Origin of the sequence: Nitratireductor sp. B36 (assembly GCF_020833685.1) — a bacterium.
GTDB lineage: Bacteria > Pseudomonadota > Alphaproteobacteria > Rhizobiales > Rhizobiaceae > Nitratireductor.
Genome location: NZ_JACKZY010000002.1, coordinates 1,033,021 through 1,055,531, shown reverse-complemented (window position 1 = coordinate 1,055,531; position 22,511 = coordinate 1,033,021). Strand labels below are relative to the sequence as shown.

25 protein-coding genes are annotated in these 22,511 nt (G+C 58.1%); 13 read left to right on the top strand and 12 right to left on the bottom strand.

The features are described 5' to 3' along the window. The first annotated feature begins 127 nt into the window (after positions 1-127). The 7 genes from H7H48_RS11580 to aat all read left to right on the top strand — a co-directional run bounded on the left by H7H48_RS11580 (position 128) and on the right by aat (position 8,401). The gene (locus tag H7H48_RS11580) at positions 128-2,866 is read left to right on the top strand and encodes a ribonuclease E/G (RefSeq protein ID WP_229449185.1); all 2,739 of its coding nucleotides are present in this window, start codon (positions 128-130) and stop codon (positions 2,864-2,866) included. 242 nt (positions 2,867-3,108) lie between these two features. Then, positions 3,109-4,470, top strand: a complete 1,362-nt coding sequence (locus tag H7H48_RS11575) for a M48 family metalloprotease (RefSeq protein WP_229449259.1) — start codon at positions 3,109-3,111, stop codon at positions 4,468-4,470. Positions 4,471-4,553: 83 nt separating this feature from the next. Then, a complete protein-coding gene (locus H7H48_RS11570; protein WP_229449184.1) occupies positions 4,554-5,321 on the top strand; it encodes a DsbA family protein in 768 nt (255 codons plus the stop codon). Between the two features lie 119 nt (positions 5,322-5,440). Beyond that, positions 5,441-5,884, top strand: a complete 444-nt coding sequence (gene aroQ, locus H7H48_RS11565; protein ID WP_229449183.1) for a type II 3-dehydroquinate dehydratase — start codon at positions 5,441-5,443, stop codon at positions 5,882-5,884. Between the two features lie 21 nt (positions 5,885-5,905). Then, positions 5,906-6,373 carry an acetyl-CoA carboxylase biotin carboxyl carrier protein gene (gene accB, locus H7H48_RS11560; RefSeq protein WP_229449182.1) on the top strand — a complete coding sequence of 156 codons (468 nt, stop codon included), beginning with the start codon at positions 5,906-5,908 and terminating at the stop codon, positions 6,371-6,373. Positions 6,374-6,389: 16 nt separating this feature from the next. Next, positions 6,390-7,733 (top strand): acetyl-CoA carboxylase biotin carboxylase subunit, encoded by a 1,344-nt coding sequence (gene accC, locus H7H48_RS11555; protein ID WP_229449181.1) that lies wholly within the window; start codon positions 6,390-6,392, stop codon positions 7,731-7,733. Positions 7,734-7,780: 47 nt separating this feature from the next. Further along, positions 7,781-8,401, top strand: a complete 621-nt coding sequence (gene aat / locus H7H48_RS11550) for a leucyl/phenylalanyl-tRNA--protein transferase (RefSeq protein WP_229449180.1) — start codon at positions 7,781-7,783, stop codon at positions 8,399-8,401. Positions 8,402-8,412: 11 nt separating this feature from the next. Here the strand turns inward: aat and H7H48_RS11545 are convergent, their stop codons facing one another. From H7H48_RS11545 to gatB, 5 genes are all read right to left on the bottom strand, one after another. Further along, positions 8,413-8,793 carry a DUF2155 domain-containing protein gene (locus H7H48_RS11545; protein WP_229449258.1) on the bottom strand — a complete coding sequence of 127 codons (381 nt, stop codon included), beginning with the start codon at positions 8,791-8,793 and terminating at the stop codon, positions 8,413-8,415. A gap of 258 nt (positions 8,794-9,051) precedes the next feature. Then, positions 9,052-9,450, bottom strand: coding sequence for an NADH:ubiquinone oxidoreductase subunit NDUFA12 (locus H7H48_RS11540; RefSeq protein WP_229449179.1), 399 nt, complete (start codon positions 9,448-9,450; stop codon positions 9,052-9,054). A gap of 102 nt (positions 9,451-9,552) precedes the next feature. After that, complete coding sequence (locus H7H48_RS11535; RefSeq protein ID WP_229449178.1) at positions 9,553-10,035, bottom strand: GNAT family N-acetyltransferase; 483 nt, start codon at positions 10,033-10,035, stop codon at positions 9,553-9,555. A gap of 2 nt (positions 10,036-10,037) precedes the next feature. Continuing rightward, entirely contained in the window at positions 10,038-10,532 is a 495-nt protein-coding gene (locus H7H48_RS11530; protein WP_229449177.1) for a GNAT family N-acetyltransferase, read from the bottom strand. 7 nt (positions 10,533-10,539) lie between these two features. Then, positions 10,540-12,042, bottom strand: a complete 1,503-nt coding sequence (gatB, locus tag H7H48_RS11525; protein WP_229449176.1) for an Asp-tRNA(Asn)/Glu-tRNA(Gln) amidotransferase subunit GatB — start codon at positions 12,040-12,042, stop codon at positions 10,540-10,542. A 288-nt stretch (positions 12,043-12,330) separates the two neighbouring features. Here gatB and H7H48_RS11520 point away from each other — a divergent pair, with 288 nt between their 5' ends. Next, positions 12,331-12,588, top strand: coding sequence for a YjhX family toxin (locus tag H7H48_RS11520; protein ID WP_229449175.1), 258 nt, complete (start codon positions 12,331-12,333; stop codon positions 12,586-12,588). Between the two features lie 36 nt (positions 12,589-12,624). Here H7H48_RS11520 and H7H48_RS11515 read toward each other — a convergent pair whose 3' ends face one another. Together H7H48_RS11515 and H7H48_RS11510 are read right to left on the bottom strand one after the other, a co-directional pair. Next, a complete protein-coding gene (locus H7H48_RS11515; protein ID WP_229449174.1) occupies positions 12,625-13,056 on the bottom strand; it encodes a CBS domain-containing protein in 432 nt (143 codons plus the stop codon). Positions 13,057-13,153: 97 nt separating this feature from the next. After that, the gene (locus tag H7H48_RS11510) at positions 13,154-13,903 is read right to left on the bottom strand and encodes a rhomboid family intramembrane serine protease (RefSeq protein ID WP_229449173.1); all 750 of its coding nucleotides are present in this window, start codon (positions 13,901-13,903) and stop codon (positions 13,154-13,156) included. A 339-nt stretch (positions 13,904-14,242) separates the two neighbouring features. Here H7H48_RS11510 and H7H48_RS11505 point away from each other — a divergent pair, with 339 nt between their 5' ends. From H7H48_RS11505 to H7H48_RS11495, 3 genes are all read left to right on the top strand, one after another. Then, the gene (locus tag H7H48_RS11505) at positions 14,243-14,881 is read left to right on the top strand and encodes a PAS domain-containing protein (RefSeq protein WP_229449172.1); all 639 of its coding nucleotides are present in this window, start codon (positions 14,243-14,245) and stop codon (positions 14,879-14,881) included. 92 nt (positions 14,882-14,973) lie between these two features. Continuing rightward, positions 14,974-15,591, top strand: a complete 618-nt coding sequence (locus H7H48_RS11500; RefSeq protein WP_229449171.1) for a PilZ domain-containing protein — start codon at positions 14,974-14,976, stop codon at positions 15,589-15,591. 543 nt (positions 15,592-16,134) lie between these two features. Then, entirely contained in the window at positions 16,135-16,749 is a 615-nt protein-coding gene (locus tag H7H48_RS11495; RefSeq protein ID WP_229449170.1) for a transglutaminase-like cysteine peptidase, read from the top strand. A 200-nt stretch (positions 16,750-16,949) separates the two neighbouring features. Here H7H48_RS11495 and H7H48_RS11490 read toward each other — a convergent pair whose 3' ends face one another. Next, positions 16,950-17,477 carry a gamma carbonic anhydrase family protein gene (locus tag H7H48_RS11490; protein ID WP_229449169.1) on the bottom strand — a complete coding sequence of 176 codons (528 nt, stop codon included), beginning with the start codon at positions 17,475-17,477 and terminating at the stop codon, positions 16,950-16,952. A gap of 164 nt (positions 17,478-17,641) precedes the next feature. Here H7H48_RS11490 and H7H48_RS11485 point away from each other — a divergent pair, with 164 nt between their 5' ends. Further along, positions 17,642-18,427, top strand: a complete 786-nt coding sequence (locus tag H7H48_RS11485; protein ID WP_229449168.1) for a hypothetical protein — start codon at positions 17,642-17,644, stop codon at positions 18,425-18,427. A 90-nt stretch (positions 18,428-18,517) separates the two neighbouring features. Here the strand turns inward: H7H48_RS11485 and H7H48_RS11480 are convergent, their stop codons facing one another. After that, a complete protein-coding gene (locus H7H48_RS11480; RefSeq protein WP_007008028.1) occupies positions 18,518-18,724 on the bottom strand; it encodes a DUF3126 family protein in 207 nt (68 codons plus the stop codon). A gap of 294 nt (positions 18,725-19,018) precedes the next feature. After that, complete coding sequence (gene cysE / locus H7H48_RS11475; protein WP_229449167.1) at positions 19,019-19,855, bottom strand: serine O-acetyltransferase; 837 nt, start codon at positions 19,853-19,855, stop codon at positions 19,019-19,021. A gap of 209 nt (positions 19,856-20,064) precedes the next feature. Between cysE and H7H48_RS11470 the strand changes: the two genes are divergently transcribed. Then, positions 20,065-20,865, top strand: coding sequence for an enoyl-CoA hydratase/isomerase family protein (locus H7H48_RS11470; RefSeq protein ID WP_229449166.1), 801 nt, complete (start codon positions 20,065-20,067; stop codon positions 20,863-20,865). Between the two features lie 4 nt (positions 20,866-20,869). Here the strand turns inward: H7H48_RS11470 and H7H48_RS11465 are convergent, their stop codons facing one another. Next, positions 20,870-21,739, bottom strand: a complete 870-nt coding sequence (locus H7H48_RS11465) for an alpha/beta fold hydrolase (RefSeq protein ID WP_229449165.1) — start codon at positions 21,737-21,739, stop codon at positions 20,870-20,872. Continuing rightward, positions 21,726-22,490 (bottom strand): alpha/beta fold hydrolase, encoded by a 765-nt coding sequence (locus H7H48_RS11460; protein WP_229449164.1) that lies wholly within the window; start codon positions 22,488-22,490, stop codon positions 21,726-21,728. The genes H7H48_RS11465 and H7H48_RS11460 overlap by 14 nt, the downstream gene beginning before the upstream one ends. Positions 22,491-22,511: the final 21 nt, after the last annotated feature.

The window sequence follows — 22,511 nt, the reverse complement described above, 5'->3', positions numbered from 1 at the left end:
CCCAATTTCGCGCGGCCTTCAACGCCGACGAACCTCAGATTATCCGGCACAGATTGTCACACTGGCTTGCGGCGACCCACGTGGAGTCCGGCCCGACAATCGTTCCCTGCCGGGGAGACAAGAATTTATGCCGAACAAAATGCTAATAGATGCCTCCCATCCGGAGGAAACAAGGGTTGTCGTCCTTCGCGGTAATCGCATCGAAGAATTCGATTTCGAATCTCAGGATAAGAAGCAGCTTCGCGGAAATATCTATCTTGCGCGTGTGACACGTGTCGAACCTTCGCTTCAGGCGGCATTCGTCGAATATGGTGGAAACAGGCACGGCTTTCTCGCCTTCAGCGAGATTCATCCTGATTATTATCAAATCCCCGTAGCGGACCGCCAAGCGCTCATCGAAGCCGAGGCTGCAGAAGCCAAGGCGGATGAAGACGAGGAGGAAGGCGAACAGCGTCAGTCACAGAAGAACGGACGGAAGCGTCGCCGCGCCAACACCCGCAAGAAATCTGCGAAGCAGGACGAAAGCGTCGGCGACGAAGAAAAAAATGATTCGTCCGGTGACGACGACACCGTCGAAGATGAAGGCGAGGACAAGCCCGCATCCATGGCTGCCGAAGCGGCAGGAGACGTCGTTTCGGAAGAACCCCGTGCCAAACGCTCCCGCCGCGGCCGCTCCAAGGACGATGGCGACGTCGACGAAAGCAACGGCGACGACGAGGAAGAGAACGTCGACACTGTAGGCGCCGATGACGCGCTTGAAGAGGTTCAGCCCCCGCGTCGTGCTGCCCGCAAAAATTACAAGATCCAAGAAGTCATAAAGCGCCGCCAGATACTTCTGGTCCAGGTGGTCAAGGAAGAACGCGGCAACAAGGGCGCGGCGTTGACCACCTATCTTTCGCTCGCCGGACGTTACTCTGTCCTGATGCCAAACACCGCTCGCGGCGGCGGCATCTCGCGGAAGATCACCAATGTTCAGGACCGCAAACGCCTGAAGGATGTGGTAAAGCAGCTCGATGTCCCGCAGGGCATGGGAGTGATCCTGCGTACAGCCGGCGCCAACCGCACCAAGGCGGAAATCAAGCGCGACTACGATTATCTGATGCGTCTTTGGGAAAAGGTCCGCACCCTGACGCTGGAATCAACGGCCCCTGCCCTGGTTTATGAGGAAGGGAGCCTGATCAAACGATCCGTACGCGACCTCTACAACAAGGATATCGGCGAAGTTCTGGTCGCTGGCGAGGAGGGTTATCGCGAAGCCAAGGATTTCATGCGGATGCTCATGCCGAGCCACGCAAAGGTTGTGCAGCCCTATCGTGAGGTCACGCCGATCTTCGCAGGCAATGGCATCGAAGCGCAGCTGGACCGGATGCTGCAACCCCAGGTGACATTGAAATCAGGTGGCTACATCATCATCAACCAGACGGAAGCGCTGGTCGCGATCGATGTCAATTCCGGCCGTTCCACGAAGGAACACTCCATTGAAGACACCGCGCTCCAGACCAATCTGGAAGCCGCGGAAGAAGTTGCGCGTCAGTTGCGCTTGCGGGATCTTGCAGGCCTGATCGTGATCGATTTCATCGATATGGAGGAAAACCGAAACAACCGTGCCGTCGAAAAGCGGCTCAAGGATTGCCTCAAGAATGATCGCGCACGCATTCAGGTGGGGCGGATCTCGCATTTCGGACTTCTGGAAATGTCGCGTCAGCGCATTCGTGCAAGCGTTCTTGAAAGCACGATGCAGCCCTGCCCACATTGCGGTGGCACGGGGCATATTCGTTCCGATTCCTCGGTGGCATTGTTCGTGGTCCGCTCCATTGAGGAATATCTTCTCAAGGATTCCCGCAACAACATCGCTGTAAGGACCCCCACACCCACAGCGCTCTATCTCCTCAACCACAAGCGCGCCAACCTCGTTGAGATGGAAAACCGCTTCGGCGTGAGCATCACCGTTGAAGCGGATGATGAAGTCGGCGCGCAGCATTTTGCGATCACAAGGCAGCAACCAGCGGACAAGTCCGGTATGGAACAGCCTGCCCCGACCGCTCCGATCGAAATTTCGGAACCGGAAGAAGCCGCCGCTCCTTCCCACGAAGCCACCAATGGTGAGGATGGCGAGCCTCGCAAACGTCGGCGCAAGCGCAAGCGGCGCGGTGGTCGCAATCGCAACAACAATGGCGAGGCTGCGACCGAGCAGAGCACAGCTGAAAGCACAGAGCACAGCGCAGTTGACGCCACCGCGACCGACGGGAACGCAAAAGACGAGATTGCGACCGCCGAGGAAACTCTCGACACCGCGACCGCCGAAGCCGGTGAAGGCGAACGCAAGAAGCGCCATCGCGGAAAACGGGGCGGGCGGAAAAACCGCCGAGAGAGCCAATCCCAGGATGTGAATCAGGACGGCGAAACCGTCGCTTCCGAAACGGTGCAGGCCGACAATTCGGACAACATCGAAGCATCGGCAGAGGCGGTACAACAGGAAACACCGGCCGACGCCCAGCAGGAAGCTGCAACGGATGAGAAGCCGGCCAAGAAACCGCGCCGTCGTGCACGCAAGACGTCGACTTCTGCAACCGAAGCCCATACGCCGGAAGACACGAGCAATGGCGCAACACCCCCTGCAGAGGAGAAGGCTGCCGAGGACGGGTCCACCGAGACGGTTGCATCTGCAGAGAGTGTGACCGCGGCTACGAAAAAACGTCGAACCTCCACCCGGCGGACGTCAACAAAAGCCAAGGCAGAGGAAAACGAACGTCCTGCCAGAGACGGTGTCGCGGCAGAAGCCGAACCCGTGGTGTCGTCGTCAGAATCATCGGAAACTGATCGACCGCGCAAAACCGGCTGGTGGCAACGTAAAAGTTTCTTCTAGGCCGCGAACCTGGAAGAACGTGAGACGCTCAACTTTTTGATCGACGACTGGAGAACACCGAAATCCGCTTCCAGCCTTCGTTCTTTCATCCTTGGAAGCCGGCGCCCCGCGCCGGCTTCTTGCGTTCGGGACATAGCGACGCGATGGATCACAACTCCATGATCACACGCGGTTCTGCCTTCCCATTGCCCTTATGCTCGTCTACCACTTCGGCAATGCTTGTGAGAAACCCCATGGCCTACATGACTGTGACGCGAACGATTGCCTTCTTCCTAGCTGCCGCTTATCTGACCGTGGTCACGGCCCCTGCCGCATTTGCACAGGCCCGCGTGACCGTTGTCCGCGACGCGGAAATTGAAGCGCTTATCTCGGAATACGCTCGCCCGATTCTCAAGGCCGCTGGGCTTGCGAGATCTGGTATCGATATTGTCCTGGTCAACAATCGCAGCTTCAATGCGTTTGTGGATGGACGCCGTATCTTCATTCACACTGGCGCTCTGACGGATGCGGAGACCCCCAACGAGGTGATCGGCGTGATCGCCCATGAAGCCGGCCATATCGCGGGCGGCCACCAGGAGCGTTTGCGCCAACAGTTGCAGCGGGCCCAAACCATGGCGATCGTTTCTGCCCTGATCGGAATCGGTGCGGGCGTCGCAGGCGCGGCCTCTGACTCTCGCGGGCTGGCGTCTGCTGGCGTTGGCATGGCGGCTGGAGGCGCCGAAATGGCGCGCCGCAGCCTGCTTGGCTATCAGCGCTCCGAAGAAGCCACTGCGGACCGGACCGCTATTGAATACCTCAATCGGACCGGACAGTCGGCCAGAGGGATGCTTAAAACGTTCGAACGTTTGGCAGGGGGCATGGCACTCGCCGGGGTCAATGTCGACCCCTACCAGATTAGCCATCCCATGCCGCGTGAACGCATCGCCAATCTGGAGGAGCTCGCCCGCAAGAGCAGCCACTTCGATCGCAAGGATCCGCCGGAACTGCAGCTGCGTCATGACATGATGCGCGCCAAGATTGCCGCCTACATGGAGGGCGGCCAGGCTGTGCAGCGCCTGTTCCGCAACGATCCTCGAGGCATCCCTGCACGCTATGGCGATGCGATCTCCACATATCTTACTGGCAATCCGCGTACCGCCTTGCAAAAGGTTGACGCGCTGATTTCTCAAATGCCAGGCAACCCCTATCTCCAGGAACTTCGTGGAGATATCCTCATCAAAGCCAACCGGCCTGAAGACGCCGCCAATGCGTATGCGCGCGCACTTTCCCTTGCGCCTGGAACCCCGGGCCTTCTGCAGGTGGGCTACGGACAGGCCCTGCTTGCGACTGGCAAGCCGGACCTGGTGAGAAAAGCTGCTTCGGAGCTGCAAACCGGCCTGTCGCGCGAGCCCGAATATGCCAATGGCTATCGGTATCTTGCCCAGGCTTATGGCCAGATCGGCGAAATCGCTGCTGCCGAACTGGCCACCGCAGAAGGCTATTTCCATCTCGGCCAGTATCAGGATGCGAAAATCTTTGCCACCAGAGCGCAAAAGCGCATGAAACGCGGCACGCCCGGCTGGCTGCGTGCGCAGGACATCATTCAGTTCAAGAAACCGGGTTAGGATGAACCTTTGCGGCCCCGTCCGCACCCATGAGTGATGCATGAGTGCACCCGCTCAACCAAACAGATGAATCGGAACATGACATGATCTTCACGAGAAAAATCCGAGTGCTCGCCGCCACGGCCGCTGTGCTTGCGCCCTTCACGCTGTTCAGCGTTGCTGCACAAGCCGAGACTGCGGCACCGCTTGGCAAGCCAGAAGTGGAACAGATTGTTCGCGACTACCTGCTCAACAATCCCGAACTCCTTCTGGAGGTTCAGGATGCGCTTGAGGCCAAGCAGCGTGAAGAGCAAAAAATGGCTCAGCAAGCTGTCATGGAAGAAAAGAAAGACCAGCTTTTCAATAGTCCCTATGACGGTGTGGTCGGCAATCCGGACGCAGCCATCACTGTGGTTGAATTCTTTGACTACAATTGCGGATACTGCAAACGGGCCATGGCCGATATGCAGGCACTGGTGGAAGAGAATGATGATGTTCGCTTCGTTCTCAAGGAGTTTCCCATCCTTTCCGCCCAATCCCGTGAAGCTCACGTGGTGTCGATGGCTGTGCACGCCATCGCGCCGGAAAAATACGCCGAGTTTCATCAGCAGCTCCTAGGTGCAGAAACGCGCGCCGATGGCAATTTGGCAATCAAGATTGCTAAGGAGGCAGGGATCGACGAGACCGAGTTGCGCAAGGAAATGGAGAACCCCGCCATTCAAAAGATTTTTGCCGAGACTTATGAACTGGCGAATCAGCTTGCGGTCACCGGTACACCCGCTTATGTCATCGGCGATGAAGTGGTGTTCGGCGCCCTTGGCAAGGATGTTCTTGCCGAGAAAATCGACCAGGCACGCTCGCAAAGCAATTGATCGGCGCCTCGAGCGCGCTGTGGACAGACAAAGAAGCCCCTTGCCATCTTTGCGGCACGGTCTAAGCCCTCTATAGAGGAGCATACGGAGCGTGTTGCGAAGGGCCAGGGGACAATTTCATGGCGAAAACAGTCTTCATATTGAACGGGCCCAATCTAAATGCGCTCGGCAAACGGGAGCCCGGCATCTACGGCGGCGATACCCTGGCGGGGATCGAAGCATCATGCCAGGAAAAGGCCTCGGTTCTTGGAATGCAGGTCGAGTTTCGCCAGTCCAACCACGAAGGCGACCTCGTTGACTGGATCCATGAAGCAGGGGAAAGCGCGATTGGCGTCGTCATCAATCCCGGTGCCTATGGGCACACGTCCATTGCCCTTCACGATGCGATCCGCGCCGTCAGCCCGCTACCGGTGATCGAGGTGCATATCTCCAACATTCACGCACGCGAGGCCTTTCGCCACGTTTCGATGATTGCTCCGGCCGCAAAAGGCATGATTTGCGGTTTGGGCACAATCGGTTATGTACTCGCGCTGGATGCGTTGGCCGCAAGCCAGCCCGATTGAGAACAAGGCAGGAATAAGAATATGTCGACAAAAAAGACGGGGGTCGATCAGCAACTCATTCGCGAGCTTGCGACGATCTTGAACGACACCAACCTCACTGAAATCGAGGTCGAGCAGGACGACCTGCGGATTCGCGTGGCCAAACAGGCCGCTGCGGCGGTGCAGACCTACGCGGCGCCAGCCCCCGCTCCCGCTCCTGCTGCACCCGCGGTTTCGCCCAAGGAAGAGGCTCCCACCGCAAATCCGGCTGATTCAAAGAATGCCGTGCCCTCCCCGATGGTCGGAACCGCCTATGCGGCGCCTGCGCCAGGCGCGAGCCCCTTCATCCAGGTCGGTCAGTCCGTGAAGGAGGGCCAGACGCTTCTCATCATCGAAGCGATGAAAACCATGAACCAGATCCCCGCTCCCCGCTCCGGCACCGTGACGGCGATCCTCTTTGAGGATGCCCAGCCGGTCGAGTTCGGCGAGCCGCTGGTTGTGATCGAGTAGTCCGGGACAGGCGCGCATGTTTCACAAAATCCTCATCGCCAATCGCGGCGAAATCGCCCTGCGCGTTCTGCGCGCCGCCAAGGAGCTCGGCATCCAGACCGTCGCCGTCCATTCCACGGCCGACGCGGATGCGATGCATGTGCGCCTTGCCGACGAAAGTGTATGCATCGGGCCACCACCCTCGCGCGACAGCTATCTGAACATTCATCAAATTCTGGCTGCATGCGAGATCACCGGTGCGGATGCCGTTCATCCCGGTTACGGTTTTCTCTCCGAAAACGCCAAGTTCTCCGAGATTCTGGCAGCCCACAACCTCACCTTCATCGGGCCTTCTGCGGAACATATCCGGATTATGGGCGACAAGATCACGGCCAAGAAAACCGTGAAAGAGCTTGGCATTCCCGTCGTTCCGGGCTCCGATGGCGCCGTTACCGACGATGTGGAAGCCAAGCGGATTGCCGCTGACATCGGATACCCGGTTCTGATCAAGGCCTCTGCCGGCGGCGGCGGCCGCGGCATGAAGGTCGCACGCACCGAGGCCGATCTCGCTGAGGCGCTTTCAACAGCGCGCTCGGAAGCTGGTGCAGCCTTCGGCGACGACGCGGTGTATATCGAGAAATATCTCGAAAAGCCGCGCCACATCGAGGTTCAGGTGATGGGCGACGGTGCTGGAAATGCCATCCATCTGGGCGAACGTGACTGCTCGCTCCAGCGCCGCCATCAGAAAGTTTGGGAAGAGGCCAACTCTCCCGCTCTCAATGTCGAACAGCGCAACCGCATCGGCGAAGTCGTCTCAAAGGCGATCGCCGATCTCGGCTATTCGGGCGCCGGTACGATTGAGTTTCTCTACGAGAACGGTGAATTCTACTTCATCGAAATGAACACCCGTCTCCAGGTGGAGCATCCGGTCACCGAAGCCATCACCGGCATCGATCTGGTGCACGAACAGATTCGTGTTGCCTCTGGCGGCGGTCTTTCCTGCACACAGGATGAGGTTCGCTTCGAGGGCCACGCCATTGAGTGCCGCATCAATGCCGAAGACCCGCGCACCTTCACGCCCTCACCCGGCACCATCTCGCATTTCCACACGCCGGGCGGTCTTGGCATCCGCGTCGATTCGGGCGTCTATTCGGGCTACCGCATCCCGCCTTACTACGACAGCCTGATCGGCAAGCTGATCGTGCATGGGCGCAATCGCGTTGAGTGCATGATGCGTCTGCGCCGCGCTCTGGACGAATTTGTGGTGGATGGCATCAAGACCACCCTGCCGCTGTTCCAGGATCTGGTCGGCAATCCTGACATCGCCAATGGCGATTACGACATCCACTGGCTGGAGAATTACCTGGCAAAGACGAGCTGAGGCTCGCCGCTCGCTGTGATTCTCCGGCGCCGCGCCGGTTGGACACGATGGCACGACCTTTCGCACCAGGATTTCGGATTCCTCCGGATCTTCTTCTTCGGGCATACGCCACCGGGGTTTTCCCGATGGCGGAAAGCGCGGAGGATCCGGAGGTTTTTTGGGTGCGGCCAGAGACGCGTGGCATCATCCCACTGGATGCGTTTCACGTTCCCAAAAGCCTGGCAAAGCGCCTGCGTCGCAACCCTTTTCGCATTGCTTTCGACACAGACTTTGACGGGGTCATTGAAGGCTGTGCAGAAGCGAGGCGCGACAGCGATGAAACGTGGATCAATGCTCCGATCCGCGAAGCCTACGGGCTTTTGTTTGAAAATGACCATTGCCACACCGTGGAAGCCTGGACGGATGAAGGGTTGGTCGGCGGGCTGTACGGGGTGACCTTGGGGCGCGCTTTCTTTGGTGAGAGCATGTTCTCGCGCCGCACCGACGCGTCAAAAATCTGTCTTGCTCACCTTGTGGAGCGCCTGCGCGCACAGGGCTTCATGCTCCTCGATACGCAATTCACCACGCCGCATCTGAAGCAATTTGGGGCGATAGATGTCCCCAGAGCCCGCTACGAGCAGCTCTTGCAGGAGGCCCTGCAGAGCGGTGAAGCCCGCTTCAATCCGTAACGGAGCTCAGATCAGTTGGTTTCCGGCGGGGGTACGTCAGTGTCTTCCTTGCAGCCCTTGAGCCAGACATCGTAGACCGCATGCTCGACGGCGTTCAGACCAGGGCTCTCGGCAAGCATCCAGCCCGTGAAGATGCGTCGAATCTCCCGGTCCAGGGTGATCTCATCCACTTCCACAAACGCGTCGGTGCGTGGCTCTTCGGTTTCCTCGGACGTGTAACAAACCCGCGGCGTGACCTGCAGCGCTCCGAACTGAACTGTCTCGTCCATGTAAACATCAAAGGCGATGATTCGTCCGGTAATCTTGTCGATACCCGTAAATTCGGCAACCGGATGCTTGATTCTGGCAGCCTGGACCGGCGCAGTCGCCATTATCGCCAGTCCCATCGCCATAAGCAGCCCGAAACTGGCGTTTTTCTTCTGGCCTGACTTCATATGGCTCCACACCCGTTTTGTTCGCTTGCAAGCTCTGACAACCAGACGGAATCGCCCAGAACCCGGTCAAGCTTACGACTAGAGCATCAGACCGAAAAGTGGAATCCGGTATTCGGCTGGTTCCGATGCTCTATCGATGGTTCAGATCGTCCTTTGTGCGTCCGTATGGACGAACAGCAATCTACTGCGCAATTGTGGCGAGATCAGCGATCAGCCTCAGCCGCCGGGCGTCCAGGCGTCATAGTCGCCAGTCACACGCGGGCGATCCGCCCCAGTGGCAATCGAACCTTTCGGACGGTAGGCTGCGGGGGAGCCGGTCAGATTAGGAAGATGCGGTTTCTGCCACTCGCGCGGCGTGTAGTTCTCGTCGACAGGCGCCACGTCGACACGGTGGTGCAGCCAGCCATGCCAACCGGGCGGAACGAGCGAAGCATCGGAAATGCCATTATAGATCACCCAGCGGCGCGTGCGTCCCTCGGAATCCTTACCACCTTCATAATAGATGTTTCCGAATTCGTCTTCACCGACGCGTGTGCCCTTGCGCCACGTGTGGAAGCGCGTGCCCAGCGTCTGGCCGTTCCACCAGGTGAAAAACTGAAGCAAAAACTTCTTCATGGCGTCCTCAAGTCGCTCGCTGTCATCGTCACAGATGGCTCGTGGTTGGCGTTATGGCGTCCGCTGCGCCGGAAGGCAAGACCTCCAGTCGATCCTCCAGAGTCATTTCAGCTTCATCTTGAAACCGACATGACTTTTGGCAAAGCCAAGCCGCTCATAAAACCCGTGCGCGCGCTCGCGCGTCTCATTGGACATAAGCTGTACCAGACGTGCATTGGCCGCCCTCGCCTTTGAAACGGCGTGGTTGATCATCAACGCGCCTATTCCACGGCCGCGCATATCCTGCCGCGTCTGCACAGCCTCGATCTGAAAGCTTGTACCACCGCGACCCGGCATTCCCGGAATGAGCGTTGTCTGGAATGTACCGACGATCTCGCCGTTCAGTTCTGCCACATAAAGCGTATCGTTCGGGCTACGGCTGATGCGCTCGAATGCCGCAAGATAAGCCCCTGCCGCTTCCGCTTCGGTCGTATCGCCGTGGCCACCCAACGCATCTGCAGCGAAGAGAGCGACAATGGCCCCCACATCACGCCTTTCAGCGATTCGTATCAACAGTCCTTCGGTGCGCGCTCCCTCACCCGTCACCTTCAAAGCCCCCGGCGATAAATGAGCGCCGGCAGCTCGAAGCCCGCACCACCGCAGTCGCCGCTTCTCCCAACCTCCTCAAATCCCAGATGTGCGTAAAAGGCTCTTGCCCTGCTGTTCGCCTCTTCAACCTCGAGCGTGATTTCACGCGCTTCCGGAAAGCATTGAGCGATCTCGGAGAAAAGCGCCATTCCGATGCCTTGTCCCTGGCATTCAGGATGCACATAGAGCTGGTGCAGCTGGATTTCCTTGCCGTCTTTTCCGGCCACCGCAAACGCCATGCCGCCAATCAGCCGGCCATTGTCTGCCAGAACGAATTCCGAGTGTGGCCGTTTCAGACGCGCGCTCAGTGCATCCAGAGAATGCCAACTATCGGTAATTTCAACCACACGCTCGCGCCCATAGATCGGGTCATAGGTGTCGTGCCACGTCTGCACGAGAAGCGCACGCACGGCGGGCAAGTCCCGCTCGCTTGCCGTGCGTACGAAAAAATCCATGCCGTTATCAGGCATCGATCCCGAGCTTTTCCTTCACAAGCGCGTTGACCGCCTGCGGATTGGCCTTGCCGCCCGTGGCCTTCATCACCTGCCCGACGAACCAGCCGGCAAGCGTAGGCTTGGCCTTGGCCTGTTTGACCTTGTCCGGATTGGCCGCGATGACCTCATCCACGGCCTTTTCGATGGCACCGGTATCGGTGACCTGCTTCATCCCGCGTTCTTCAACGATGACACGCGGATCGCCGCCCTCAGTGAAAACGATCTCAAACAGGTCCTTGGCAATCTTGCCGGAAATCGTACCGTCCTTGATCAGGTCGATGATAGCGCCCAGCTGGTCGGGGGTCACGCTTGTGTCCTCGATCCCCTGCCCGGCCTTGTTCAACGCGCCAAGAAGATCGTTGATGACCCAGTTGGCTGCGGCCTTGCCGTCACGGCCTTCAGCAACTTTCTCGAAAAAATCCGCTGTGGCCTTTTCGGCAATAAGCACCGATGCGTCATATTCCGAAAGACCGAATGTCTCGATGAACCGTGCCTTCTTCTCATCGGGAAGCTCGGTGAGATCAGCGGCAAGCGCATCCACATATGCCTGGTCGAACTCCAGCGGCACCAGATCCGGATCCGGGAAATAGCGGTAGTCATGCGCCTCTTCCTTGGAACGCATGGAGCGCGTTTCGCCCTTCGCGGGATCGAACAGACGGGTTTCCTGATCGATCGACCCGCCATCCTCCAGAATGGCGATCTGACGACGCGCTTCCGATTCGATGGCCTGACCGACGAAACGCACCGAGTTCACATTCTTGATCTCGCAGCGCGTGCCGAATTCGCCACCGGGCCGACGTACGGAAACATTCACGTCGGCGCGCATGGAGCCTTCGTCCATGTTGCCGTCACAGGTGCCCAGATAGCGCAGGATGGTGCGCAGCTTTGTCAGGAAAGCCTTGGCTTCGTCAGCCGAACGTATGTCGGGCTTGGAGACGATCTCCATCAGCGCAACGCCGGATCGGTTGAGATCCACATAAGACATGGTCGGATGCTGGTCATGCATCGACTTGCCGGCGTCCTGTTCCAGATGCAGACGTTCAATGCCAACCTCGATCTCCTCGAACGAGCCGTCCTTGGCCGGGCCGACTGAAACAGTCACCTTGCCCTCGCCGACGATCGGCTGCTGGAACTGGGAAATCTGGTAGCCCTGGGGCAGGTCCGGATAGAAATAGTTTTTGCGGTCGAAAACGGAGCGCAGGTTGATCTGCGCCTTAAGGCCCAGCCCCGTGCGGATTGCCTGCTTCACGCACACTTCATTGATCACCGGAAGCATGCCGGGCATGGCCGCATCCACGAGAGACACATTGGCATTGGGCTCAGCGCCGAAAGATGTGGAGGCGCCCGAGAAGAGCTTTGCTTCAGAGGTAACCTGCGCATGGATTTCCATGCCCACGATAATTTCCCAGTCGCCAGTGGCTCCGGAGATAAAACGCTTGGGATCGGGCGTGCGCGTATCGATGATTGTCATGGGTTCACGGTGCCGTGCAGTCGGATGGTTCGAAGTTGGATGCGCATTCGCTAGACCAAACACTCTCGTGTGGCAAGCCAAGCGCTTTATTCCTGCCGAAGTTTGCATTATGAAACCTCCGAACCAACGGAGTTTTTATGTCCATCAGCCTTGAGGCCCGGTAAGGCCCCGAACCTGAACGAAGACAGGGTCGGGGCGAGAAAACCTTGAAACCCCCGCACCATCCAGAGATGGCGCGGCGATGTTTTGTGGCCATTTGGCCACTGGTTTTTTCCAGGACTTCAAGAAATGGACATTTCCCGCGCAGAACAGCGCATCCTGCACATATTGGCGCAGGGCGGCCGCATAGACATTGAGAAAGATGACCGCGGCCAGATCATCGAACTGAACTGCATCACCCGCGATGGCTGGTATTTCCCCGGCCTCGACATGATCATCTTCAGAAAAATCAAACGCAAACGCGCAATCAAGTCGCGCAATGGCGGACCTTACCGCATTACAAGACGCGGACTGGAATTGGTTCGCTCACAAGGTGACAACCGCTAGGTTGGGCGAGGCTGCCGAAAGGCAGCCTCTCATTTTTCAGGCTGTGGCGATGTAGCTGCGGATGTCTTCCGCCTCACGCTCCACATCCTCGATCCGCTTCTTGACCACGTCTCCGATGGAAATGATGCCGGCAATCTTGCCGTTTTCTTCCACTGGGAGATGGCGAAAACGTCCCGTGGTCATGATCTGCATGACCTCGTTGATGGTGTTCTGCTCATGACAGCGCTGCACCTTCGACGTCATAACCCTGGAAATCGGCTGATCGAGAGCAACAGCACCATCCCTGCCGACAACGCGCACAATGTCGCGTTCCGACAATATGCCGGCAATACGGCCATCGCGCTCGGTCACCACGACGGCACCGATACCGCGTTCCGACAGAAGCTTTGCTGCGTCCGCGAGCTTCATATCTGGGGCAATGGTGACGACATTGCGCCCTTTGGCGTCCAGAATGGCCTTCACCGTCATGGCAATCTCCTTCTCCTCGCAACAAGCCAATGTTGCGCCGAGCAAGACGGCTTGGCAAGTGTCGCAATTCCATCAGGCGCTCAACAAGTAGCCGAATCTAGTAACGGGCAGCCTGACCGGGTTCGAATGCCCGAACGCCAAAAAATCCCAGAAGAAAGCCACCGATATGGGCCTCCCATGCGATCTGTGGCCCATCGACCGCGGTCCCGCTGAATAGGCCCGTCACGAGGTTTGCAACCATCCAAACACCAAGAAAGACCAGCACCATGCGCGACCTCAAAACCACTGATACCGGCAGGACCGGGCCGGTGAACGCCGGCTTCTGCGCCCGGCGATCGACCCGGAAGGCAAACCGAGCTGCTGCTCCCATCATCGCCGAGATCGAACCGGAAGCCCCCACGAGCGGAACCATCGATGAAGGGTAAAGGAAAAAGTGAAGCGCCACTGCGGCCAAAGCTCCGGCCACCCAGAAACAAAGGAATCTGATCGCACCAATCCGGTTGGCAAGCGGAGAGCCGAACGCGGCGAGCCACACCATGTTCACGAGCAGATGGCCCCAGCTCCCATGCAGAAACGAATAGGTGACAGGACTGGTCAGGGCATAGAGATCCGTCGCCACCGGCCCCGTGTAGCGAAAGGGAATGAACGCGAAGTGGACCATCAGCCAAATCTGCTGATCGAAGTTAAGCCAGAACGCTTCCACCGCGTAGATGGCGATGCACAGAAGGCCTAGGCCCGTCACTACAGGCGCCAGATTGAACACCGGTTCGCGTCCGTCATCGCTGTGATGCGGTAGGGTCTCGTTTTGCGCAGACAGCTCCGCGCGGCGGTCTTCTTCACTGTTCATGATTTTGCCTAGCAGACCTGTCTGAAGGAAAAAAGCCGTTCAGGTCAAACAACCTGAACGGCTTTGCCGAGCCCCCCTGCCGGTTCTTGTTCTATTCAGAACTTCGGTCCTGCCCGTATCTGCCTGCCAATGATTCGGCCTTGCTATCTCCCAAAACCCTGCCAGCTTCGGCGAATCCCTACAAATGAAACTCTTTTTTAACCTTAACAAAACGGTGAGGTGAACAACCTCGGGCGCTTTGGCACGCAACCTGCACCCCATCCACATGTCGCTATTGAAAATGCCCGCACCTGTCCGCCTATGAGACAGGCCCGGGCCGAAAGTAAGGAGCCAAGAGGCATGAGACATGATGGTTCGGTAACGTTGTTCCAATATTGGAACAGGTTGCGTGGCAATCGTCCGGCCCCCAGGCGCACGGAAGTTGAGCCGGCAGAGATCAAATCCCTTCTGGCAGATACATTTATTCTCGAGAAGGATGCACGGGGCGAAGCCGTGTTCCGCCTCGCCGGCACCAGACTGTGTGCCACATTTGGAAAAGAGCTGAAGGGCCTTTCCTTTGCATCTTTATGGGCCGGCCGCGATCAGACTGTCGTGGGGAAGCTCGCGCGCAGTGTCTTCGACATGAAATCCGTCGTCATCCTAACATTCGACGGAAAGAACAAGGCCGGCGACAAAGCAGCCTTCGAGCTTTTGATGCTGCCTTTGGAAGGCGGCATGGAAAGCCCCCGCGCCATGGGCTCCCTCCTCGCCTGCGAAAAGCCTTTCTGGCTGGGCGCAGAGAGTCTCGTTGACTGCGAAGTAACGTCTCTTCGTCTCATAGATGCCGATCGCGAACCAGTGCTTCTTAAAAACCGGCCCGCGGTTGAGGTTCCCCCGCTGGTTCCCGAAAAACGCTCCATCACGGACAGCCTGATCGAACCTGGACAAGGGCGACGCTTCCGCCATCTGGTGGTTTTTGACGGGGGACGCAACGCATAGTTGCCTCTTACCGCTTGTTAACCGCTTAGGCATAACATTGCGCTGCCTGTTTAGGGCAGCAAGAACCGCCAGAGCGAAGAGCGCATACCACCATGTCAGCGGCGATAAACCGGTCCAATCTGGACGATGAGCGACGCAGTTTTCAGCGCGTGAAAGTGTCGATCTACGGCCGCTTCATGCTGGAAGACCGTAGCGAGCATGCTTGCCGGGTGACAGATATGTCGCCGGGTGATGTCTGCCTGATTGCCCAGCGATCCGGACGACAGGGTGAGCGCGTGATCGCCTATCTCGATCATGTCGGTCGCATTGAAGGTGAAATTATCCGGGTCAACCGTGATGGTTTCGCCATGACGGTGGTCGCCTCGGAGCGCAAGCGTGATAAACTCGCGGCCCAGCTTACCTGGCTGGCCAACAAGCACGAACTGGATCTGCCTGAAGATCGCCGTCACGAGCGCATCGCGCCACGCAATCCGATCAGCGTCCTGCGTCTGCCGGACGGTCGCGAGTATCGTTGCCGCATTATCGACCTATCGCTCTCCGGGGCCGCCATTGAGAGCGAAGTCAGGCCCGAACGTGGCACGCAGGTTCATATTGGCACAATGCGAGGTCAGGTGGTCCGTCACTTCGACGACGGCGTCGCCATCGAATTCGCCAGCATTCAGGATCGCCAGGCCCTAGAGGCAGAGTTCTCCCTGCCGGCGGAAGTCTGATTTCCGTAGGGCGCCGATCCACGCCTCCTGGCTTTCTGATTTTCCAGCAATGACCTCCCTCTCTCGGGCGACGAGAGGCTTCCAGGCCTGAAATGAAGTGAGTGAGCCTTGCAAGCTCACATAGCACGACGGCTGCGGTCAACTCCGATATCGTCGTTGGCGCGCACCTACATGCCATCACGGCGCACTGGCGCGAATGAGGCACCGCCTCGCTTCCATGCTCACTCGCACCGACCAGGTCTAGTGTTCCCGGGCGGGTCAAAGCGCCAGCTCGTACACACTCGCGACAACCTCGCCACCGCGCCGAGGTGCAGCCCCCCCCCTCAACACCGCATCGGCAACGCCAAAAACCGTGACAGCCCGGGCACTTCGGTATGATTGTGGAATTCGCTACAATTTTAGACAAATTTTCCTCAAATAAAACTCAAAATCTATTCTTATTAAAACCAAATACAATTCGCATTTAGCGCGATTTATACTGTGCAATTTTGCCTGGAATAAATTCCCCTCTGTCATTGTCTCCTCAAACGGGGAGTTAAGACAATGGGGCTTTCAAAAGGCGCACGGCTCATCGCCGCAGCATCAATGGTGATCGGAGCGCTCAGCACGAGCGCGTTCGCCACACCCAATTTCATGAAAGTTGGCGGACTGACCAGCCAGCCGATCGGACATTACGAACTGTGCCAGCGCGAGACGGAAGAGTGCCGCCAGACCACGGCGCGTCCGCGGCCGGTCAAACTGACGCGCAAGCTCTGGCAGACCATGATCGACGTCAACAACGCGGTCAACTCGACGGTTATGCCGCGCACAGACATGGAAATGTGGGGTATTGAAGAGTACTGGTCCTACCCACAGGCTTATGGCGACTGCGAGGACTATGTCCTTGAGAAGCGTCGGCGCCTCATTCGCGCGGGTGTTCCGGCCGGCAATCTTCTGATTACAGTTGTGCGTCAGCCCAACGGCGATGGTCACGCTGTTCTGACGGTCGTCACCAGCATGGGGGACTATATACTGGACAATCTGGAGGCGCGTGTTTCCGTCTGGACGGATACGGACTACACCTATCTGAAACGCCAGTCGGCATCTCATTCCGGCAAATGGGTCACCATCAATGATGGGCGCTCCATCGCCGTCGGCAGCGTTGCTTCGAGCCGCTGAAACATCTCATAATCGTGGGCGCGATGGACGGAGCGCGCCCATGACAGGCTGACATCCAACGGACCTTCCTGCATTTATGACCTCCACGCAGGCGGGTCCGCTTTGGGACACCCGGTCGAGTCCCCACCTCCCCGTCCCCAACGACCGGGTTCAGGAGCCGGCCCACCCCATGGGTCGGCTCCGCCTTTTTCCACGGAACATCAGAGCGGCTTCAGATCTTTCAGGAAGCGCTTTCCATTTTCAACATAATGAGCCGATGACCATTGGAGGTTGCGTATGGCCTCGTCATCGAGTTCTCTCACCACTTTCGCAGGCGAACCAACGACAAGCGAATTGTCGGGGATCTTCTTGTTTTCCGTCACCAGAGCGCCCGCGCCTACAAGGCAATTTTTGCCGATTTCGGCTCCGTTGAGGACGATAGCGCCCATGCCGATCAGACTGTTCTCGCCAATCCTGCAGCCATGCAATATCGCCCTGTGGCCGATGGTGCAGCCACGCCCAATGGTCAGCGGGAACCCCATATCCGTATGCAGCACCGAATGTTCCTGAATGTTGGTGTTCTCGCCGATTTCGATGGGCTCGTTGTCGCCACGCAGCACCGCACCGAACCAGATGCCGGCGTTGCGGCCAAGGCGTACCCGACCGATGACCGATGCATCCGGCGCGATCCAGTTGGTTTCCCTGTCTTCGAAAATCGGGCTTTCGCCCGCCAATGCATAAATCGGCATAGTTCACTCCAGTTCGATGAACGCGCACTGTGCAACATCCAACCGCAAATCAGAATACGGTGAGCGGACAAAACCCCTCCTGCAACCCTAAGGGTATCCCTGAACCTGATTTTACACTCTCTTTACCATGTCTATCCAAGGCTCCATTCTTGTTCGCGAGCTTGATGCTGATTCTTTCCCGTACGAAAGGCATGTGTGAGGGCACAATACTGTCGACCGACGAAACCACAGGAGATCCCCGCCCGGGGCTGGATGCACGCAGAAACCGTTTTGCGTTCCGCGTTTTCCAGTTTTGCCTGCTTCTTTTGGTGCTGTCTCTGGGAATTCTCGGTTTCGGGCGCTGGTATGGGGCTTCCCTATCCGATGCGGGACACACCACGTCGGATCGGCTCCGCGAAATCGTGATCCGAAACAACGTGCTGACAGTCCCTGAAAACGCCATACGCTTTAAGAGCGCGCGCATGGACGGTGTGACGCTGCGTCTTGACCTTTATCTCTCCTGGCCCGAGCTCGAAGGATATGCCTCCGAGCGGCGGGACGCGTTCAATCATGTCGACGGCTCCCGCGAAATCATATTCCTCACATTCGAAGAGCAGGTCATGTCTCGGGACATGAGCAGTCGGTTGGAGCCGGTCTATCGGCAAATCATCGAAGCCCGCTCTGTTGCCGGCCCGAGCAATGTCCGCTTCCACCGCTTCAAGAAGGAGTCGGGTTTTGCGGGCGAAGTGCTCGCAATCGCGGAGACCGACAACGCCGAGCAACCCTTCGTGGCCCGCTGCTTGACGGGCACTGCCGCAAAAGAGGCCCTGGCACCCTGCGAACGGGATATCAACATAGGCAACCGCCTAAGCTTGACCTATCGCTTTCCCGCCGCACTGCTCAGCGAGTGGCAGGTTCTCGACAGGGCGATAAGGCAGAAAGCGTCTCGCCTCCTCAACACGCCCGACTGAAAGCGGACATTCCCGAATGCTCTCACGCAAGAAAAAGGCCCGCACAGCAGGGTGTGCAGGCCTATAAAGACTTCTTCTCGTTAGAGAATATCACAAGTCGATGTCGAGAATGGCCATCGAGAAATTGTAAGACAGTTCTCCCTCGTCCTCATCCTTGAAGATGATCCCGAGAAACTCGTCGCCAAGATAGAGCTCACAGGAATCGTCCTTGCGAGGACGTGCCTTCACGCTCAATGCGGGATTGTTGAAGGTGCGTTTGAAATACGCTTCCAGCTTTCTGATTTCCTCAGGATTCAAGAGACATCTCCAGTGCATTGCCCAACGCAGTTATGAACATCGAGTGAGACGCTCTGATGCGCGGCTTCAAATTTCGTGCAGTACCGCCATCTAACCCGAGGGGCGGACCGGCGGCAATGCTGCGGTCGCGCGCTTCTGACATGAGCCCGCCGCCACTGTAAACCCTGAAACGGGAATTTCAGTCGGAAAGCCCCGGGGGTGAACCGCTTCCTCCTCATTCGGAGAGGCAAGCCACAACCGACCACGGCGTCTTCGCACTGGAGAAAAGTCTCTCTGGTAGCTTCGGAAAGCTGTTCAGGCTCCACCGTGCACGATCTGATCCATGGAGCGAGAGGGTTCGCTACAGCCGGATTCGCCGACCACTCTCGCAGGAACGCCTGCAACCGTCTTCGCGGGGGGCACGTCGTTCAGCACGACCGATCCCGCGGCCACCCGAGCACAATGACCAACTTCGATATTGCCGAGGATTTTCGCACCGGCACCGATCAGAACACCACGCCGAATTTTCGGATGCCGGTCACCCGTTTCCTTGCCGGTGCCGCCGAGTGTCACACCATGCAACAGAGAAACGTCGTCCTCAACCACAGCTGTCTCGCCGATCACGATTCCCGTCGCATGATCAATGAAGATCCCCTTGCCCATGCGGGCTGCCGGATTAATGTCGGTCTGAAAAACTGCGGAGGAACGGCTTTGCAGGTAGAGGGCGAAATCCCGGCGCCCTTCATTCCAGAGCCAATGCGCCAAACGGTGTGTCTGGATCGCGTGAAACCCCTTGAAGTATAACACCGGCATCAGAAAACGGTCGCAGGCCGGATCCCGATCATAATACGCCTGAATATCGACGCGCACAGCTGTTCGCCATTCAGGCTGTGAACCCAGCATGGCATGGAAGGTCTGACGGATGAGGTCCGCACCCATATCCGGATGGTCGAGCCGCTCTGCCACCCTGTGTATGACCGCGTTTTCAAGATCGTCATGGTTGAGGATCGTCGCATAAAGAAACGCTGCGAGAAGCGGATCATTGGCGACGGCAGCCTCTGCCTCCTCGCGCACGGCATACCAGATCGGATCGACGGGCTGCGGTGTGCTTTTCCCGGAACTGCGTTGGCGAATTGCATTGTGTGCGTTCATTGGATTTCTCCATCCGGAGCAACACACGTCTCTCCCAACCTGTGAAGGACGCTCCATTTCATCATTTCCCACATTGGTGCGGCTTTCACCTGGCACCTCCGCCAGAAAACTCACAAAGGCACAAGCTTGCCTTGCACGCCAACATACGTCAGAAGCCAAGGTAGTTGAACCGCAAAAATCCGTGAGCATAGATACAGGAAAATTGATGTATGACCGTGCCTGCGCAATCCACTGAGCCAGCCTTGCGCGTTTCCTGCGCAAACGGTGTCGCCACAATTCTCCTCTCGCGCCCGGGAAAGATGAATGCGGTTTCTCAGGCGATGTGGCACGATCTGATCAAGGCTATTGAAGATCTTGAGGCTGATGAAACCGTCCGCGCCGTCATATTGCGGGGCGCAGGCGATAATTTTTGCGCAGGCGCCGACATTGCAGAGTTCGATACCGTGCGGCGGAACGCCGAAACGGCGCGAGTCTATGAACGTCTGAATGCGAAGGCATTCGCCACCATCCGCAACACACGCCTGCCCACCATTGCTGCAATTTCCGGTGTCTGTTTTGGAGGCGGCTTCGGTTTGGCAGCCGCGTGCGATCTGCGCATTTCAACACCCGATGCGCTCTTTGCAATCCCCGCAGCGCGCCTCGGCCTCGCCTATCCGGTCGAGGCTATGGGAGATATTGTAGCAACCACTGGCGCACAAATGGCCCGCTATCTCACATTCACCGGCGCCCGAATCGATGCGGCCCGGGCAAGAGACTGCGGCTTTATCCTCGAGATCGTTCCAACCGACGTTCTGGTGAGCAGAGCTGATGCCATCGCAGCGATGCTCGCCGTCAACGCCCCCTTATCCATCCATGCATCCAAAGCGTCCATCACCGCGGCACTCACATGCCGCTCCGAGGATATCTCGCGCGCCCAGGAGCTGGGTGACATCACCTTCGAAAGCGCTGATTATGCGGAGGGTCGTGCGGCATTCCGCGAGCGCCGCCCTGCGCGCTTTCGGGGTCGGTAAGCGTTCAGGCTGCCTTGTCTCGGCCCAGAAACTTCAAAATTTCGGTCGCAAACACGTCATTTCGGTCGCCTGCAACCATGTGCCCGGCTCCGCCGACATCCACATAGGATGCTGCTGGAGCAAGCGTCACAAATTCCCGGGCATGTGCTTCCTGCACCAACTCGGAACGCATCCCACGGACCAGAAGAACAGGCAGATGTAGTCGCGGCAAACCCGCAATAAGTTCCTGCATCAACGCTTCCGCGCCGGAATTGATGTTTGCCGCCCCTTTGATAAAGGCTGGATCCCAGTGCCAACGATAGCGGCCATCTTCATCCTGTCGCAGATTCTTGCGTAAGCCCTCCAGTGATCGGCGGGGCGCGCGATGTGGAAGATAGGCCGCTATGGCGTCAGCCGCTTCTTCGAGAGACGCGAACCCCTCTTCCATCCGCTCGCCCATGAAACCCTGAATTTTGTTCACGCCCGCCGGATCAAGTCGCGGCGTGATATCGACCAGAACCAGTGCATCCAGCAGCGGGCCTTCGCGCATTTCAGCCGTCAGCGAAGCAAGTCCTCCAAGCGATGCGCCAACGGCTGCCGGCCGGGTATGAAAACGCTCTTGAACCTGGCGAAAAATTGCCGCTGCGTCCGCGCCGTAATGGTGAAAGCCATAATGCCCGCTTTCCACCCAGGCGCTTTCGCCGTGACCGCGCTGATCGACAGCTATTGCGCGCATTCCACGGCTGGCCACATCCCGCGCAGTGGCATCCCATGCGCGACGGGTCTGCCCGCCACCGTGGAGAAAAACGACAGGCTGGCCGCCACCGTCCCAGATGTCGCCGGTCAGGCGATTGTCTTCTGCGCCGACAAATGAAATCGCTTCAGGTTCGATCAAGAGGGTGCTCCTCCAAAAATGCCAGCACGCGAGCCTTAAATGTTCGATCGCCGACTGCCAGCATATGATCCCTTCTCTCAATGGCAAACGCGGCGCCATTGGGCAACAGATCCGCCAGGCCTTCGGGCGAGCCGGCGATGTCATCGCGGGTCCCCACCGCAACGAGCGTCGGCGCTGTAATCCTGCCTGCATCCTGTGCAGTTAAAAGCGTGCGCGACGTTGCAATACAGGCAGCCAGCGCCTTTCTGTCACTCTTCGTCTGATCAGCGAATTTGCGGAACATCTGTCCACGTTCCGACAGAATGGTCTCTGGATCGCTCGCCAACAGCGCCTCCGCGATCTCATCCCACTCGCCGACCCCCTCGATCATACCCAACCCTAGTCCCCCGAGGATCAAGGTGGCGACCTTTTCCGGGTGGGCCAGAGCCAAGAATGCGGAGATGCGCGCTCCCATCGAGTAGCCCATAACATGGGCCTTCGCGATGCCTAGATGATCAAGCAGTGCCGCTGCATCGCTGGCCATTTTTTGCGGCGTGTAATCCTTCTTATCATGGCTTTTGGTCGAGCGCCCGTGGCCGCGGTTGTCCAGTGCGATCACGCGGAAGCCGGCATCACGCAGAGTTTTCACCCAGCCGGGGGCCACCCAGTTCACATAATGTGTGGAAGCAAAACCGTGTATCAGAAGAATAGGAACACCTTGCCCCTCATCAATGAAGGAGAGGTCGCACCCGTCATGGTTGAAAGATTGCATGTTCTGGAAAACGCCGTTGCT